At 38.6% G+C, this 17,980-nt stretch carries 14 protein-coding genes; 13 read left to right on the top strand and 1 reads right to left on the bottom strand.

Annotated elements, in window-relative coordinates:
- Nucleotides 1–9: 9 nt before the first annotated feature.
- From NXV01_RS06870 to NXV01_RS06810, 13 genes are all read left to right on the top strand, one after another.
- Nucleotides 10–1,506, top strand: a complete 1,497-nt coding sequence (locus NXV01_RS06870; RefSeq protein WP_195470167.1) for a RagB/SusD family nutrient uptake outer membrane protein — start codon at nt 10–12, stop codon at nt 1,504–1,506.
- 27 nt (nt 1,507–1,533) lie between these two features.
- Nucleotides 1,534–4,047 (top strand): hypothetical protein, encoded by a 2,514-nt coding sequence (locus NXV01_RS06865; protein ID WP_259022046.1) that lies wholly within the window; start codon nt 1,534–1,536, stop codon nt 4,045–4,047.
- 90 nt (nt 4,048–4,137) lie between these two features.
- Complete coding sequence (locus tag NXV01_RS06860; RefSeq protein ID WP_148364051.1) at nt 4,138–5,742, top strand: beta-N-acetylhexosaminidase; 1,605 nt, start codon at nt 4,138–4,140, stop codon at nt 5,740–5,742.
- Between the two features lie 18 nt (nt 5,743–5,760).
- The gene (locus NXV01_RS06855; RefSeq protein ID WP_148364052.1) at nt 5,761–7,410 is read left to right on the top strand and encodes a glycoside hydrolase family 32 protein; all 1,650 of its coding nucleotides are present in this window, start codon (nt 5,761–5,763) and stop codon (nt 7,408–7,410) included.
- A 111-nt stretch (nt 7,411–7,521) separates the two neighbouring features.
- A complete protein-coding gene (locus NXV01_RS06850; protein WP_148364053.1) occupies nt 7,522–8,838 on the top strand; it encodes a sugar MFS transporter in 1,317 nt (438 codons plus the stop codon).
- A 32-nt stretch (nt 8,839–8,870) separates the two neighbouring features.
- Complete coding sequence (gene nagA / locus NXV01_RS06845) at nt 8,871–10,058, top strand: N-acetylglucosamine-6-phosphate deacetylase (protein WP_148364054.1); 1,188 nt, start codon at nt 8,871–8,873, stop codon at nt 10,056–10,058.
- Nucleotides 10,039–10,830: a glucosamine-6-phosphate deaminase gene (locus tag NXV01_RS06840; protein WP_148364055.1), complete on the top strand. Its 792-nt coding sequence runs from the start codon at nt 10,039–10,041 to the stop codon at nt 10,828–10,830. Before nagA ends, NXV01_RS06840 begins: the two co-directional genes overlap by 20 nt.
- Before the next feature lie 6 nt (nt 10,831–10,836).
- On the top strand, nt 10,837–11,847 hold the full coding sequence (locus NXV01_RS06835) for a Gfo/Idh/MocA family protein (RefSeq protein ID WP_148364056.1): 1,011 nt from the start codon (nt 10,837–10,839) through the stop codon (nt 11,845–11,847).
- 4 nt (nt 11,848–11,851) lie between these two features.
- Nucleotides 11,852–13,258, top strand: coding sequence for a putative oxidoreductase C-terminal domain-containing protein (locus tag NXV01_RS06830; RefSeq protein WP_148364057.1), 1,407 nt, complete (start codon nt 11,852–11,854; stop codon nt 13,256–13,258).
- Nucleotides 13,259–13,309: 51 nt separating this feature from the next.
- The gene (locus tag NXV01_RS06825) at nt 13,310–14,080 is read left to right on the top strand and encodes an FAD:protein FMN transferase (protein WP_148364247.1); all 771 of its coding nucleotides are present in this window, start codon (nt 13,310–13,312) and stop codon (nt 14,078–14,080) included.
- A gap of 1 nt (nt 14,081) precedes the next feature.
- Nucleotides 14,082–15,407, top strand: a complete 1,326-nt coding sequence (locus NXV01_RS06820; RefSeq protein WP_148364058.1) for a Gfo/Idh/MocA family protein — start codon at nt 14,082–14,084, stop codon at nt 15,405–15,407.
- A gap of 3 nt (nt 15,408–15,410) precedes the next feature.
- Nucleotides 15,411–15,650 carry a hypothetical protein gene (locus NXV01_RS06815; RefSeq protein WP_148364059.1) on the top strand — a complete coding sequence of 80 codons (240 nt, stop codon included), beginning with the start codon at nt 15,411–15,413 and terminating at the stop codon, nt 15,648–15,650.
- An 87-nt stretch (nt 15,651–15,737) separates the two neighbouring features.
- The gene (locus NXV01_RS06810) at nt 15,738–17,081 is read left to right on the top strand and encodes a Gfo/Idh/MocA family oxidoreductase (RefSeq protein WP_022199333.1); all 1,344 of its coding nucleotides are present in this window, start codon (nt 15,738–15,740) and stop codon (nt 17,079–17,081) included.
- 109 nt (nt 17,082–17,190) lie between these two features.
- Here the strand turns inward: NXV01_RS06810 and NXV01_RS06805 are convergent, their stop codons facing one another.
- A complete protein-coding gene (locus tag NXV01_RS06805; protein WP_148364060.1) occupies nt 17,191–17,778 on the bottom strand; it encodes an RNA polymerase sigma-70 factor in 588 nt (195 codons plus the stop codon).
- Nucleotides 17,779–17,980: the final 202 nt, after the last annotated feature.

The following is a 17,980-nucleotide window of genomic DNA, read 5'->3' as shown; positions in this document are numbered from 1 at the left end:
AAGAATACAATGAAAAAATATATATTCATACTTCTGACAAGTTTTTCTTTAACTTCTTGCGTAGACTTATTGCAAGAACCGCAAAGCAAATTAACGCCTGCCACCATCGAGTTGACAGAACAAACTCTTGAAAGCATGACCAATGGGCTTTACAAAGATTTATGGGGAGAAAATTTCGGCTTTAACTGCCGGTTGGCATCACTCGCATTGGCTGGTGACGATATGACTTCAGGTGCTTTGGACAAAGTAAGGAATGTTTTGGACGATCAACTAAAAGTTCCAATAGATAATGCAGATGTGCTAAATTTATGGAAATATTTTTATCAAACAATATACTCTGCAAATAATATAATATATCTAATCAATGAAAACGAAAATCTCGACACCCAAATAAGTAATAAGTATTTAGGAGAAGCCTATTTCTTCAGAGCCTTATCCTATTTCTATATCGTAAGATATTGGGGAGATGCTCCTGCTATTACAGACCCTAACTCAAGTACAGACATAGATGGGAGTAGTAATATGCCACGTAAACCGGTGAAAGACATCTATGAAAGAATAATTCTTCCTGATTTAAGTAATGCAATCAACCTGCTACCATTACAAAGCCGTGACAATAACAATCAGGCTCCAACCACCTGGGCCGCCAAGACTTTGCTTAGTGACGTATATATAACCATGGCTGGATGGCCATTAAAAGAAGAAAATTATTATGCAGAAGCTGCTAAAACTGCAAAAGATATCATCGAAAACGGACCTTACGATCTGGTCGGTGAATATAAAGATCTTTGGATGAACGCTAAAAAGACGGATAAAACTGAACATATATTCGCACTACAGCATTCACTGTCTTATTTACCAAGCCAATACGGCATATCCTATCTTGGAAAAGAAGAAAATGGCTGGTATGACTATGTAGGTGATCCTGTATTCTTCAAAAACTTCCCTAATGACAAAAGAAAAGAATTCTGCTATATTACATCAACCGTGGATACTAAAGGAAATCGGATTGACTGGGAAGACTTTGATATAGGCGCACCTTTTATCCGGAAATACAGGAACTATGGAGGCTGTGGAACATACGGTATTGATGGAAACACCTCTACACGTAGTTCACTTTCAGAAGGTCTCACTCCTATTTACAGATTTGCAGACGTATTGCTAATTTATGCCGAAGCCAGCAATAAAGCAGAGGGTTCCCCCAACACTCTTGCGTATAAATGTTTAAATAGAGTCAGAGACAGAGCATTTGGAGATCAAAGTCATCAATATGCAGGTTTAACACCAGAAAAATTTGCAGATGCGGTATTCGATGAATTTGGCTGGGAAAATGTATTTGAATTCAAAAGATGGTTCCAATTGGTAAGAACAGAAAAAGTAGACGAGGCTATAGGCAAGAATGCAGCAATTGGAGCGAGATTAAACGCTAATAAAGAGAATTATCTTTTCCCGATACCTGTAAGACAATGCGAACTCAGAGGTTGGAAAAACAACCCTGGCTATTAAGTAATTTATCACAAAATCAAGAACTATATGAAAACATCAGAGATTAAATGGTTGACCATGTTACTATTCACTGCCATGCTGTTCATTACTGCATGTAGTGACGACACCATTCGTCCTCCTTATTTAGAAGAGGAAATTGAACCTACTCCGGAAACAAAAGAATTTGTTGTTTACGATGCGATGAGTTATAAAAATAAACCGGATCTTACATCGGATATGATCTCTAACATACGCTTAATTTATGAAGCTTTCTTGTTAACTAATGAAGAGATTGATATGGATAAAGTTGCTACTCAAATCAGTATCACAAAAACATCCAACTATCAAGCCGTCAGCACTGACATTGAAGCTTGGTATTCAAACAAGACCGATGAAGAAATTAAAACCGGATTGAAAACCGTATTTGACGCTTTTAAAAAAGAAATTCCCAGTTGTACTGTCGGTAATTATGGTATACCTGTGAGCGATTTAAATGTTTTCAGATATAATAGAACTGAACCAGAAGAAGAGATTATTAAATTATGGAAGAAAAACAGCGAAAGAAGGCTCTCTGCCGGTGAAGTTTCAGATGTTCTTTATCCCTCATTATATATCATGACTCCGGACGTAGATCAATGGCTGAAAGATTTGAAAACGACAGTAGAATATATCAAAGAGAAATTTCCTGATAAAAAGATTATCGGATATATCTGGCCGCAATATTATAATCTCAAAAACAATCCTGACTATATGAAATTCATTCCTGCTGAAAAATGGGATAAGATACTGGAAGGATGTTATACATATTTAGATGGAGCAGTGATATGGTCGAATGGAAAAGGTGAAGATGGTGAAACTGACGTTGCGTGGAATGACACAAAAGTCCAGGCAATGTATAGTGCTACAAAAACATTTATCGAACGGCACAAAGCTAACATTAAATTAGACAAGCCGATAGGCGGTGGCGATGATGGCGGATCAGAGCCTACAGAATTCTATGTATATGGTTCATTAAATTTCCAGAATACTCCTTCAAATCTATTAAGCTATGGTATACAACCCATATCAGTAATCAGTGAAGCTAATGTTTCCGAAACAGAAAAGCAAGGTAGTGTATATCCTCCTGTCATCGACAAGATCAAGAATTTAGCAACTGATGCCACACATCCAGTTTGTATATCTATCAGTACATGGCATGCGGACCGTTCTACAGATAATAGTGCAATGATGTCACGTTTCCAAACTGTATATAGCACATTCAAAGATAATAACTCAAAAGTTACAATCGGGTATCGTGGTGTTGGTCCCACAAGTCTCACCTCTCTCAGAGTCACCAACTATACTCAATCTGATTTTCAAAGAAATGACTCATGGCAGAGATACGCGGTAGAACCCATGAGAGGAATCAGGGAATATGCGGATGTATTATATCCTGAAGTTACAATCATCAATGACGATTTGGATACCTGGAAACAAGATTGCTCCGCAATTCTGGAAGAAGCTAAGTGGAACAATCCAAACAAGAAAATATTCGCCTGTATCATGACTAATTATTTCAACAAGACAGGAACTATACCAGAAGACTATGAAGCTTTTGCCGATGCATACAAGCCAATCAAGGAAGCTACCTGGTTGAATGCTCTTGAATATTTGTACCGAAGATGTGATGGTATTGTCATTATCGGTAATTGCCAAAAAAATGACCCTATCGAATATAGTGAAAACTTAGGTATCATGAAGGCTACAAAAACTTTCTACGAAAATCATAAAAATATTATCGACAAGACATTACCCGAAGAAGAAAAGCCTGCTACTGATAACCTAATTACAAATGGCGGATTTGAGGATAAGATAGAGCCATCTTCCATAGCCCCCGTTGTACATACAAACGAACTTGTCCGCCCTCTAAGGCTTAGCGGTTTCTTTGATACTACAGCACAAAAAACATTTCCTACAGCAGATGGTGCCATTACTGTTCCTGATAATGTCTGGTTCCATAGATGTAACAATAACTCATGGTTCTGGTTTACCTATATTGATGATACATCTATTACCTATGCAGGTGGCGGGACACCAATCTCACATTCTGGGAACAAATCTGTAGTTATTTATACTGCAGCTAATGCTGATGCAGCTAAATATAGCAGTCATGCCAATAATTTAGAACACCTTCAGGGAGTTGCACAACGTTTATCCCTGGATGACAGCAAAAAATACAAACTACAATTTTTCTATTATCGTCCAAATCTTGTTTGGGGTACAACGAATGTTGCTGCAAATATAAACCATGCAGAAAAAATAGTCGTGGGAATTGTGTCCTCAACAGGAGCAAACGCAAATACAGACTATACGTATGAAAAAGTTATCACGTTAGAGAAAACAGAAGGTTGGAAAGAATATAATATCACTTTTGATCTTCCCGATATTATCCAGAAAAATCCAGGTAAAAGTTTTGAAAAATGTGCCATATTTTTCAACATTGTACCGGAGATAGACAGTGCACAAAAGACACTGAAAACATTAGTCAATCTAGATGACATCAGTTTAACAGAAACGAAATAACAGAACATTCTTTAATTACAGTTTAATATAAATGGAATCTTAACTCATTTATATTAAACTGTAATATTCTTCATTTTATCCGATAAAAACATGAATAAAATTCTTCTAATATTATTTCTCATTGGAAACATATTAAATACTACCATCATACGTGGACAGAATACTTGTCCTCTAATTCCATGTCCACAAAACAGTAGTAGGATAAATGAAACATTCCAACTATCAAACAGATGTGTTATTGTATATAACGAAGAGTTTGAACCTCAAGCTTACCTTTTACAGAAAGAGCTTCTCCGATATACTTCAATCGCCGTAAGCACACTTCCTGATAAAGAAACTCAGAATTCAAACATAGTATACAATATTATAAAACTCAAGAAAGGCTATAAATTCAAAACAGAAGGATATTCTTTAAAAATGCATACCAAAGACATAACTATTACAGCCGAACAACCAAGCGGAATGATAAATGGTATCATGTCTCTAATTCAATTAACTAGATTATCCACGCAACAAGCCCCCCTTGTACCTATCGAGTGCTGGGAAATAGAGGACAACCCTTTATATGCCTGGAGAGGTTTTATGTTAGATGAGGCCCGTCATTTCTGGGGTATAAAAAAAGTAAAACAGATTTTAAACTGGATGGCCCTTTATAAACTAAATAGGTTCCATTGGCATCTAACCGATTCCCAAGGTTGGAGAATAGAAATAAAAAAATATCCCAAACTAGCCCTCATAGGAGGAATCGGCAATTATGGAGAAGAATACACTCCTGCTCAATTCTACACACAAGAAGAAATAAAAGAAATCGTAACTTATGCTCTAGAACGAAACATCCACATTATACCTGAAATCGATATGCCGGGACATGCATCTGCAGCTTCTAAAGCATATCCGGAATTTAGCGGTGGCGGTTCTCCTAAATATCCTGGATATACCTTTAATCCCGGGAAAGATTCCGTATACACTTATTTAACGGACATCCTAAAAGAAGTAGATGCGCTGTTCCCCTCGCAAGTAATCCACCTTGGAGGAGATGAAGTACATTATGGCAATCAGGATTGGAATACTAACAAGGATATCCAAGACTTGATGAAACATGAAAAAATGAAGAATTTAAAAGACGTAGAAAATTACTTTTTTCAAAGGATGGCTGATTCTCTTCTGCTTATTCATAACAAAGTTGCAGCTTGGGACGAAGTTGCTGATTCCCAATTATCTCCTGAACATACCATCGTATTTTTCTGGAGACAGAATAGACCTGAACAACTCCAGAAATCATTAGCTAGAAAATTTAATATTGTATTATGTCCACGATTACCAATGTATCTTGATTATGCACAAGACACTTTACAAGTACATGGGGTTGACTGGAGAAAATTTTCATGCAACTCTTATCAGAAAGTATATTCTTTCAGTCCACAAGATATACCAGTCAAATATCCTAAAAATTGTAACATACTAGGAATACAAGCTAATCTATGGACAGAGCGTATTGAAACAGAGGACAGACTCGATTATATGCTATTTCCTCGGATAGCAGCGCTAGCTGAAAATGCATGGACAAAAGAAATGAATAAGAATATCAATTCTTTCAATATACGTCTAAAAAAACAATTTGATTTATATAAGAAAGATCATATCTACTATTCAGATCCTTTTACCCCTAAAGAGACTGGAGAACCAGTTAGATAAAATCAACAATCAAAAAAAATGATCAGAGTTAATATTTACACGTTTCTATTTTGTACGATATTCCTTGCAATAGGATGTTATGCTCAACAGGCATCTTATCCCAAATCAAAGATATTACAAAAAAACTTTTCCAACAATCTTAAAGATCAATTAAGAGAACTAGAAAAAGATTCTTTCGTACAATATTTAAACGAATGCCGGGAAGAATGGAAGAACAACCCCTACAGACCAATCTATCACTTTTCTAGTCCGGAAAGTATTTTGCACGATCCTAACGGTTTATGCTATTGGCAGGGGAATTGGCATTTATTTTATCAATATTTGCCCTCTAAAGATTTTAGACAACACTGGGGACATGCAGTCAGTCATGATTTAATTCACTGGAAAGATCTGCCCATAGCTTTATATCCCAGCCCGGAAAACATGTGTTATTCCGGTGCCACCCTAGCCGAAAAAGACAAAGTCATAGCTATGTATTATGGAGTTGACTTAGGAGATATTGTGGCTACATCCAACGATCCGTTATTACTAAACTGGGAAAAGGTAGCAACACCGGCCATTCCAAGAGTAAAATCAGGAGAGACTCTGCCATACTATGTGTTTGACCCTGCCATTTGGAAAGAAGACAGCATATACTATGCCGTGACGGGAGGACGGACAAATACAGGTCCTGGTAACAAAGCGATGCGATCAACTTCTCTTTTCTCTTCAAAAGACTTAAAAAACTGGAAATACGAACATAACTTCATGAAAAATGAATGTTTCTTACCACCAGGAGAGGATGCTTCATGTCCATACTTTTGGCCAATAGGAAACAGATACATCTTTTTATTTTTTAGCCATACAACCGGTAGCCAGTATTTATTAGGAGACTACGATAAAGAAGAACATTGTTTTTATCCAACATTTCACGGACGTTTCAACTTCATGTCTTTTCTCCCCGGAGGGGTACATGCTCCAAGCGCAACAAGTGATGGCAAAGGAGGAGTTATAGTTATACATAACATGCATACAGGCAAAAAATCTCCCGGCTGGAGAGGTATTACAACACTTCCGAGAAAACTCACATTAGACAAATGTGACACAATCAACATACAACCTTATGGAGATTATAAATCACTCCGTACCCACCATCAACATATAGATAAGACCCATCTACCGGCAAACAAAGAAATCATAATCGATAACATACAGGGAAATGCACTTGAAATCAAAGCTGAGATCAATATAAAATCTTCACCAATGATAGAAATGAATGTTCTACGTTCACCTGATAAAGAGGAATTTACTTCTATCAAATTTTTCAAAGATAGAGGAGTTGACTTAGTCAGAACAAATCCTGCACTGAAAAATCAAAGATGGAGTTTGATTTCACTTGAAACCGCCCACTCTTCCATACTCCCGGATGTAATATCCAGAGCACCAGAACTTGCTCCTGTATATCTTAAGCCGAACGAAACGCTTAAGTTACATATATTTATAGACAAAAGTATTATTGAAATCTTTGTTAATGACAAACAAGTAGTAACAACCCGAGTTTATCCAGGCAAAAAAGAAAGTGTAGGGATTTCTCTAAAATCACAAGGAAGAGATGCTACTCTTATTAGTATGGATGTCTGGCAAATGAAAAGCATATACAAAGAGCTACAGAATGATTTTATAAAATAATACTTGATAAGAATACGTTTTTTGAATATGATTTTTCGCTTTTTCATCAATCCATAAACCAAAGAAAGCATACTTTTGCTTTAAATAATTACTCAATAGAACACAGTTACTATGAAAAATAAGAACCTATCAAACGAAAAAAAAACCTACTACATCTCAATAGCCATTCTAGCCGGAATGTTCTTTATTTTTGGATTTGTATCCTGGGTCAACTCCATACTCATTCCTTATTTCCGTATATCCTGCGAACTTACACATTTCGAATCCTACTTTGTAGCATTTGCTTTCTACATTGCCTATTTTGTGATGGCTGTTCCATCAGGGATACTATTAAAGAAAGTAGGCTTCAAACGAGGAATCATGTATGGCTTTATGTTAACCGCATTAGGAGCCTTCATATTTGTTCCAGCCGCTTTAGCTCGACAATTCGAAATTTTCCTGATCGGTTTGTTCTCCATAGGAACAGGTCTGGCAATCCTGCAAACGGCAGCTAATCCGTACGTAACCATTATTGGTCCGATTGACAGCGCTGCCCGCCGTATCAGTATCATGGGTATATGTAACAAGTTTGCCGGAATTATTTCTCCTCTCATTTTCGCCGCATTGATTCTAAAAGCTGATGACAGCGAACTTTTTGCCCTGATAGAATCGGGTACACTGGACACTATAACCCAAAGTGTTATGCTTGACGAACTGATACAACGTGTCATCGTTCCGTACACTATACTAGGAATACTACTTTTATTAGCGGGTATCGTCATTCGATATTCTGTCTTACCCGAAATTAATACGGATGAACAGAACGCGACAGACGAAAAAGAAAGCGGTCATAGTAATCAGAAAAACATTTTTGGTTTTCCATACCTTATTTTAGGCGCATTGGCTATCTTCTTTCACGTAGGAACACAAGTAATAGCCATTGATACCATCATCAATTATGCCAATTCCATGGGCATGGATCTATTGGAGGCAAAAGCATTTCCCTCATATACTCTGGCATGTACGATGATCGGCTATATATTAGGGATCATCGTAATTCCTAAATATATCTCACAGAAAAACGCACTGATTATATGTACAGTACTAGGATTATTCCTTTCATTCGGAGTTGTATTTGCCGACTTTAATGTAACCCTTTTCGGCCATCAAGCCAATGCCTCCATCTTTTTTCTCAATGCATTAGGCTTCCCAAATGCACTGATTTATGCAGGTATCTGGCCGTTATCCATTCATGGCTTGGGAAAGTTTACCAAAACAGGTTCCTCACTGTTAATCATGGGACTCTGCGGAAATGCAATCCTTCCGTTAGTTTATGGTCATTTTGCTGAAATATACGATTTATGTATCGGCTATTGGGTATTAATCCCCTGCTTCCTTTATCTTGTATTCTTTGCTGTCAAAGGACACAAAATCACTTCATGGAGATAAAAAACAAATGAATAAACCTCAAACAATATAAAATGAAGAGACTAATCATTCTAAACGGACAACTCATCTTTCCTGATCGCATAGATACGGGCAAGGCATTGATTTGCAAAAACGGAAAGATCGAACAAATCCTTGCCGACAAAATGCTTGAGATAAACCCAGACGACCAAATAATAGATGCCAAACAACAATATGTATCTCCTGGTTTTATCGATATGCATGTTCATGGAGGTGGCGGACATGATTTCATGGACGGAACAGTAGAGGCATTTCTAAGAATAGCGGAAGTTCATGCGAAGTATGGAACAACAGCTATGGTGCCTACAACTCTGACCTGCACCGATGAAGAGTTAATGAATACTTTTACTATTTATAAAAAAGCGAAAGTTCTGAATAATAAAGGTGCTAAATTTATAGGTATACATCTTGAAGGTCCTTATTTTTCACCTTCCCAGTGTGGAGCACAAGACCCTAATTATCTTAAAAAACCATGTCCGAAAGAATATAACCATTTTATAAATATCTCACAGGATATTGTACGCTGGAGCGTTGCGCCAGAATTGGAAGGAGCTATCGAAATGGGGGAAGAGTTGCAAAGACAGCATATCCTCCCTTCCATTGCACATACTGACGCAACCTATGAAGAGGTGGAAAAAGCAAACAAAGCCGGATATACTCATATAACTCACTTATATTCGGCCATGTCATCCGTAACACGCAGAAATGCTTTTCGACATGCAGGAGTAGTGGAAGCTGCCTATTTGATTGATGATATAACAGTCGAAATCATCGCTGACGGTATACATCTCCCCAAGCCGCTCCTTCAATTTGTTTATAAATTCAAAGGACCTGACAAAACCGCACTCTGTACCGATGCTATGCGAGGCGCTGGAATGCCAGATGGAGAGTCCATTCTAGGAAGCCTGACTAACGGACAAAAAGTTATTATTGAAGATGGCGTTGCAAAAATGCCGGATCGTTCTGCTTTTGCAGGTAGTGTAGCCACCACTGACCGTTTAGTTAGAACCATGGTACAATTAGCTGGCATCCCCCTCACCGATGCTATCCGCATGATGACACTCACCCCTGCCCGCATTTTACACATTGACGCATCAAAAGGTTCTCTTGAAGCAGGTAAAGATGCTGACATTATCATTTTCGACAATCAAATCAATGTTATTAACACAATATCAGAAGGCCATGTTATCTATAGTAAATGAATCTGAAACCAAAGTATTTCAACAAGAGCTATTAACCATTAAAATTTACCCCACTCTCCAACAAATGGGCAATGAAGCCGCAAAGGAAGTAGCTGACAGAATCTGCAAGCTCTTGGAAGAAAAGGCTGAAATCAATATGATCTTTGCCGCCGCTCCTTCACAAGACGAATTTTTAAATCATCTAATCCATGATAAGCGAATAGATTGGACCAGAATCAACGCCTTCCATATGGATGAATACATAGGTATTCATCCGGACGCGCCACAAAGTTTCGGGCATTTCCTCCGTATTCGTATCTTTGACAAAGTTCCTTTCAAAAAGGTGAACTACCTGAATGGACTCGCAGAGAGTCTTGAAGAGGAATGCAAACGATATGCCGATCTGCTTACTAAATATCCAGTAGACATTGTTTGCCTGGGTATCGGAGAAAACGGACATATTGCTTTCAATGATCCGGATGTAGCCGATTTCAATGATCCCAAACTGGTGAAAATCGTAAAACTTGATCCGGTATGCCGCCAACAGCAAGTTAACGAAAAATGCTTCGAAAGACTAGATTTAGTACCTAAAGAAGCTTTGACACTAACAATACCTGCTTTACTAAAGGCCGAATGGATGTTTTGTATTGTTCCTTTCAAGAATAAAGCTCATGCGGTATATCGAGCCATTTACGGTGAAATTTCAGAAAAATGTCCAGCAAGTATATTGCGAAGAAAAGAAAAATCTTCGCTATATTTGGACACCGAAAGTGCAGAACAGATAAATCTATAACCAATCATGAAAAACAGAATCACTCTTTTCTTTGTATTGCTGATGATCAGTACCAGTATATACGCACAAAAAGTAATGAGAATAGGAATTATCGGTTTGGACACCTCCCATTCTACCGCTTTTACTGAATTGATCAATAGCAGCTCGGACGAAACATTTTCTAAAGATTTCCGGGTAGTAGCCGCCTATCCATATGGTTCTAAAACAATTCAATCCAGTTATGAACGTATTCCCGGATATATTGAAAAAGTAAAGGCACAAGGAGTAGAAATCACCTCTTCCATAGCAGACTTATTGGAAAAAGTGGATTGCGTACTTCTAGAAACGAATGACGGACGGCTTCACTTGGAGCAAGCAATGGAGGTCTTCAAAGCCGGTAAAATCTGCTATATAGACAAGCCTATCGGAGCTACATTAGGAGATGCCATTGCTATCTATGAGATGGCGGAAAAATACAATATACCAATCTTCTCATCCTCTGCCTTGCGGTTTACTCCTCAAAATCAAAAACTACGAAACAGTGAACTAGGGCAAATCTTAGGAGCTGACTGCTATTCTCCACATAAAGTGGAACCCACTCATCCAGATTTCGGTTTTTATGGAATCCATGGAATTGAGGCTCTGTATACAGTCATGGGTACGGGATGCGAATCCGTCAATCGCATGTCTTCCGACAAAGGGGATATTGTAGTGGGACGTTGGAAGGATGGAAGAATCGGCACATTCCGAGGAATCACCAAAGGACCGCAAATTTACGGAGGGACAGCTTTTACCTCGAAAGGCGCAATAGCCGTTGGAGGATATCAGGGATATAAAGTGCTCCTTGAACAAATATTAATATTCTTCCGAACCGGAGTTCCACCTATTTCAAAAGAAGAAACGATTGAAATCTTCACTTTTATGAAAGCCTCTAATATGAGTAAAGAGCAAAATAGCAAGATTATTACACTGAAAGAAGCGTATCAGAAAGGCTGGAAAGATGCACAGAAATTAGTCAAGGTTTATAATAAGAAATAAAAGGATGAAACTCGCATACAACATTAGATTTTTAGTGTTTTTATTGGTGGTTGCCTCATGCTCTTTATCTAAAAGACAGACTACCGATGAAGCAGATATAAGCGGATATCATAAAATAGATCTGATTGTACTCGATCCCGGACATTTCCATGCCAGCCTGCTTCAAAAAGAGACGTTGACAGATGTCAGTGACACCATCCGGATATATGCCCCCGAAGGAACAGGCGTCAATCAATATCTGGAAAGCATTGATTCTTATAACCAGCGGGCAGAATCTCCTACGACATGGAAAAAACAAGTATATACCGGAGATGACTATCTCCAGAAAATGCTTGCCGATCATAAAGGTAATGTAGTAGTATTGGCTGGAAACAATCAGAAAAAGACGCGCTATATCATGGAGTCTATCAAAGCCGGATATCATGTCCTTGCCGATAAGCCACTGGCTATCAATCTACAGGATTTCAAGTTATTGACAGAAGCCTATCAACTCGCCCAAAAAAAGAATCTTCTTTTATACGATCTGATGACGGAACGATATGATATCCTCAATATCATAGAAAAAGAGCTTTTGCATCAGACGGAATTATTCGGAAATTTACAAAAAGGTTCACCGGACAATCCATCTGTCATAATGGAAAGCGTACATCATTTTTTCAAGACTGTTTCCGGCAAACCATTAATTCGCCCGGCATGGTATTATGATGTAGAGCAACAAGGAGAAGGCATTGCAGATGTTACAACACATCTGATCGACCTCATCAACTGGCAATGTTTTCCTGATGAAACGATTCATTATCTATCGGATGTCACTGTGAATGCCGCCAAACACTGGCCAACTCCAATTACATTAGCAGAGTTCAGTCAATCGACACAAATCGATTCTTTTCCCGCTTATCTTAACCGATACATAAAAAACGATGTATTGGAGGTGATGGCAAACGGAAGTCTCAACTATACCGTTAAAGGGATTTGTATAGGAATGAAAGTCACATGGAATTATACTCCACCCACCAACGGAGGAGATACATTTACTTCCATAAAGAAAGGAAGTAAAGCCACTTTAAAAATCGTTCAGGATAAAAAAAATGGATTTGTAAAAGAGCTATATATACAGAAAGAATCGGACATTGACAATCGGACATTTGAAGCTCAATTGCAAAAAACAGTGGAACAGCTTCAAATAACTTATCCGTTCTTATCTGTCAAAAACAAAAAGAATGGAACTTATCTGATTGACATACCACAGGAAAAACGATTAGGACACGAAGAACATTTCAGCAAAGTGGCAAAGGCTTTCCTGCATTATGTACACAATCAGGATACGCCGAAATGGGAAAATGAAAATACACTAGCTAAATATTACATTACTACTACTGCTGTAGAAATGGCAAAGAAAGGAAACAAATAAACAAAACAATAGGTGTTAGAAACAAGATGCAAATATTATGAAAATGAAGCCATGTTTCATGGCTTCATTCCTCATATCATGGGGACCCGATTCGATATCCTGCTCATTCATTCCGATATCGACCGATTGAATACACTTTGGGCAGATATCACCTATGAGCTGGAGCGATTGAATAAAATATTAAATCGTTTTGATCCTCATAGTGAAGTTTCCAAGATTAATAATCATGCTTCTCAAAGCAAGATTCAAATCAGCAAAGAGATGGAATCAATCTTACAGCTTTGCTCATACTATTATGAGACCACTTCACACTTATTCGACATTACATTAAAAAACTTCTCCAGAATACAACTTCATGAATATTCATGCATCTCCTTTATATCTCCTGATATTTCACTTGATTTTGGAGGTTTTGCCAAAGGATATGCTTTGAAAAAAATAAGAGAATTCATTGAACAGGAGAATATTAGTGATGCATTTGCTAATTTTGGAAACAGTTCGATCCTGGGTATGGGACATCATCCTTATGGAGATTGTTGGAAAGTCAGTTTTCTGAACCCGTACAATCAGTCTCTTCTAAAAGAATTCGATCTGCAGGATACAACATTATCCACTTCCGGTAATACGTTACAATATACCGGACACATTATGAATCCGCTTACAGGCATATTTAATGAACAACGAAAAGCAAGTTCTATCCTGTCCCCCGACCCGTTGGAAGCCGAAGTTCTTAGTACGGTCTGGATGATTGCCAATGAACAGGAACAAAAAAAGATTTCAGAAAAGTTCAATAATATACAAGCAACCCTATACAATTTATGATATGAAAGAACATAAAGAAAAAGGAGTAGACTTAGGACTCAGACAATTCATCAAAAGCCTGGGATACGTTGCCGGAGGAACCGCATTATTGGCGACCACCCCTTGGCTGACTTCCTGTACTCCGGAGAAACTACAAGAGATCAAGCATGAGAAAGCACGAATCGCTTTGATTGGTACCGGGTCCAGAGGACAATACCACATCCATAACCTCAAAGAAATACCTCATGCACAAATTGTTGCCGTATGTGATAATTATGCACCCAATCTTCAACAAGCATTGGAACTTTGTCCGGATGCAAAGTCATATACGGATTACCGCAAACTACTGGAATCGAAAGACATCGATGGAGTCATCATATCCACACCACTAAACTGGCATGCACCTATTGTATTGGACGCATTAGCTGTCGGCAAACATGTCTTTTGCGAGAAAGCAATGGCACGTACTCTTGACGAGTGCAAAGCTATCTATGACACTTACAACCAGTCAGACAAGGTTCTCTACTTTTGTATGCAGCGAATGTATGACGAGAAGTACATCAAGGGAATGCAGATGATCCATTCCGGTCTCATCGGAGATGTGGTAGGTCTTCGCTGTCACTGGTTCCGTAATGCAGACTGGCGTCGTCCGGTTCCTTCACCAGAGCTGGAACGCAAGATTAACTGGAGATTATACAAAGAGAGCTCCGGAGGATTAATGACGGAATTAGCATGCCATCAGTTGGAAGTTTGTAACTGGGCAGCCAAGAAAATGCCGGAATCCATTATGGGAATGGGTGACATTGTATACTGGAAAGATGGACGAGAGGTTTATGATAGCGTCAATGTCACTTACAGATACTCGGATGGAGTTAAGATTGCATACGAATCATTGATTTCCAATAAGTTCAACGGAATGGAAGACCAAATTCTGGGAAGTAAAGGAACCGTGGAAATGGCAAAAGGTATTTATTATCTGGAAGAAGATCATTTAACTTCGGGTATCCGGCAACTGATTGACCAGGTAAAAGACAAGGTCTTTGCCGCTATCCCGACAGCAGGTCCTAGTTGGAGACCAGAAACAAAAATGGAGTATACACCACACTTTATCATTGATGGAGATATCCACGTAAACAGTGGATTGAGTATGATCGGAGCAGACAAAGACGGTTCGGACATTATCCTGTCCTCTTTCTGCCAGTCATGTATCACCGGAGAGAAAGCACAGAATATAGTTGAAGAAGCATATTGTTCAACGGTTCTTTGTTTACTTGGAAATCAGGCCATGGAAGAACAACGCCACATATTCTTTCCTGACGAATATAAAATACCTTATATGAAATTCTAAACCATGAAAGATATTATCATCACATCCCAAAAGCTGAAACGAGAAAGAAATATCTATCTTCTAAGTTTCATACTTGCGTTTATCGTCAATGTTATTGCAATCATTGTCTATTCCCGACCATGGATCGAAGTAATTTCTCAAATCGGATATGTGATTGTCATCAGCATTTTCATTTATTTCATCCTATGGATTCCCCGGGGAATTCTTAGCATCCTGATCCGTCTTTTCCGAAGAAAAAAATAAGAAATTTACGTTTTTTGAGGGAGAATTGACGGAAATACTCATTCACATATCCTAATAACAACCTAATTTTGGAGAAAAATAGATACTATGACAACAAGAAGAGATTTCATCAAAAAAACAGTAGCAGGTACAGCTGCACTTTCTTTAGGAAGCATACTTCCAGGGTTTGGTTCCAGCCGATATCAAGATATTCTGGGAGCTAATGAGAAAATACGTATCGGAGTTATTGGCGTAAATTCCAGAGGCAGTGCTCTCGCGCAAGGATTTGCCAAACAACCCGATTGTGAAGTAACTTACATTTGCGATGTAGACTCAAGAGCACTTGAAAAATGCCAAGCTGCGATTCACAAACTGACCGGACGGACTCCAAAAGGAGAAAAAGACATACGCAAAATGTTAGAATCCAATGAGTTTGAGGCAGTAGTAATCGCCACTCCGGACCATTGGCATGCTAAGGCAGCCATTATGGCTATGCAAGCCGGCAAACACGTTTATCTGGAAAAACCAACCAGCCACAATCCGGCAGAAAATGAAATGTTGGTTAGAGCCACTTTAAAATACAATCGAATCGTTCAGGTTGGCAATCAACGCAGATCATTCCCGAATGTAATCAAAGCGATGGAGGAAATCAAGTCCGGCACCATCGGAAAAGTGAGATATGCCAAATCATGGTATGTCAACAACCGTCCTTCTATCGGAACAGGTAAAGTCATTCCCGTACCGGATTATCTGGACTGGGATTTGTGGCAAGGCCCTGCCCCTCGTGTACCCGATTTCAAGGATAACTTCATTCATTACAACTGGCACTGGTTCTGGAACTGGGGAACTGGAGAAGCTTTAAATAACGGTACTCACTTTGTCGACATGCTTCGCTGGGGACTAGGTGTGGATTATCCAACCAAAGTAGATTCAATCGGAGGACGTTATCGTTTTCAGGATGATTGGCAGACGCCGGATACACAGCTTATCACTTTCCAGTTTGGCGACGAAGCATCTTTCTCCTGGGAGGGACGTAGTTGCAATACGATGCCGGTAGACGGATATGGAGTCGGTACTGCATTCTATGGAGATACGGGCACTCTTTTTATTGGTGGTGGTAACGAATATAAGATAGCAGATATCAAAGGCAAAACGATCAAGGAGGTAAAGAGTGATTTGAAGTTTGAAACCGGAAATCTCCTGAATCCTTCAGAAAAGCTGGACTCTTTCCACTTCCGGAACTGGTTTGATGCTATCCGCAAAGGTACTAAGTTAAACTCCGGAATTGTAGATGCCTGTATCAGTACCCAGCTAGTACAATTGGGTAATATCGCTCAGCGCGTCGGTCATTCATTACAAATCGATCCGGGAAGCGGCCGTATTCTCAACGATTTGGAGGCTAATAAGCTCTGGGGAAGAGAGTATGAAAAAGGATGGGAAATACGAGTTTAATTCAGCTTATTCCTCTCACTTTTAATAAGTTATTTAGAGATATGGTGTTCAAATACCATATCTCTTTCTGTTATACAAGTAGCCCCCCCTGCAGTCGCTACAGCCTCATTCAAAGGAACCACCCCACAAAAAGAGCAAAGAAACTCCCCAACTGTTCTTTAAAAGTGCGAAGAGCCAATTCTATATGCTTCTCAACGGTACGAATAGAAATACCGAGTTTATCAGCAATCTCTTGGTTAGTCAGGGATTTGAAACGGCTAAGACAAAACACACTCCTACGTTTAGGCGGCATCGTATCAATCACACTTTGTACTGCTTCACGCAATTCACGATAGTCTGTAGTTGGCTCATCCGTACTTGAAGATTGCTCCAATGTCATCATGTCTTCCGTTAACACAACATGGGTATTGTATTTGGCCCGAAGATAATTGAAAACCTCCCGTTTGGAAAGTACATAAATATAGTTCTTGATTGACATCGTTTCATCCAAAGCTTCACGATGTATCCAGATCTTCATAAATACATTCTGGATAATATCTTCTGCTGCCCCTGCATCCTTCAGCATACCTCTGGCAAAAGCAAAAAAGGTGGGATAATAACGATGAAACAGGGTCTCATAGCTCCCTATATCCCCTTCTCTCAACTGCCGTAACAACAGTTGTTCTTCAGTAACAGAAGATAAATCAGTTTTATTCATCGTTTATTCCGAAAAAGATTTCTAGGCAACAAAGCTATAAATAATATAGAAGATATACCAAACCCTATTTAAAATCACATCATATTGTAATATGTAAGGGAGGAGTAAACAGGAAATAGTATGCTTCTGATGACAAAACTATGAAATTAATATGAAAAATTCAAGTCTTATTGAAAATAGTGATGATTAAAAAAAAAGTTCA

Source organism: Bacteroides sp. BFG-606 (genome assembly GCF_024788145.1).
Classification (GTDB): Bacteria; Bacteroidota; Bacteroidia; order Bacteroidales; family Bacteroidaceae; genus Bacteroides; species Bacteroides vicugnae.
This window is presented reverse-complemented; position numbering and strand designations above follow the sequence as displayed.

Coding starts and splice junctions, on each gene's coding strand:
- NXV01_RS06870 (WP_195470167.1), top strand. CDS start 10: ATGAAAAAATATATATTCATACTTCTGACAAGTTTTTCTTTAACTTCT.
- NXV01_RS06865 (WP_259022046.1), top strand. CDS start 1,534: ATGAAAACATCAGAGATTAAATGGTTGACCATGTTACTATTCACTGCC.
- NXV01_RS06860 (WP_148364051.1), top strand. CDS start 4,138: ATGAATAAAATTCTTCTAATATTATTTCTCATTGGAAACATATTAAAT.
- NXV01_RS06855 (WP_148364052.1), top strand. CDS start 5,761: ATGATCAGAGTTAATATTTACACGTTTCTATTTTGTACGATATTCCTT.
- NXV01_RS06850 (WP_148364053.1), top strand. CDS start 7,522: ATGAAAAATAAGAACCTATCAAACGAAAAAAAAACCTACTACATCTCA.
- nagA (WP_148364054.1), top strand. CDS start 8,871: ATGAAGAGACTAATCATTCTAAACGGACAACTCATCTTTCCTGATCGC.
- NXV01_RS06840 (WP_148364055.1), top strand. CDS start 10,039: ATGTTATCTATAGTAAATGAATCTGAAACCAAAGTATTTCAACAAGAG.
- NXV01_RS06835 (WP_148364056.1), top strand. CDS start 10,837: ATGAAAAACAGAATCACTCTTTTCTTTGTATTGCTGATGATCAGTACC.
- NXV01_RS06830 (WP_148364057.1), top strand. CDS start 11,852: ATGAAACTCGCATACAACATTAGATTTTTAGTGTTTTTATTGGTGGTT.
- NXV01_RS06825 (WP_148364247.1), top strand. CDS start 13,310: ATGTTTCATGGCTTCATTCCTCATATCATGGGGACCCGATTCGATATC.
- NXV01_RS06820 (WP_148364058.1), top strand. CDS start 14,082: ATGAAAGAACATAAAGAAAAAGGAGTAGACTTAGGACTCAGACAATTC.
- NXV01_RS06815 (WP_148364059.1), top strand. CDS start 15,411: ATGAAAGATATTATCATCACATCCCAAAAGCTGAAACGAGAAAGAAAT.
- NXV01_RS06810 (WP_022199333.1), top strand. CDS start 15,738: ATGACAACAAGAAGAGATTTCATCAAAAAAACAGTAGCAGGTACAGCT.
- NXV01_RS06805 (WP_148364060.1), bottom strand. CDS start 17,778: ATGAATAAAACTGATTTATCTTCTGTTACTGAAGAACAACTGTTGTTA.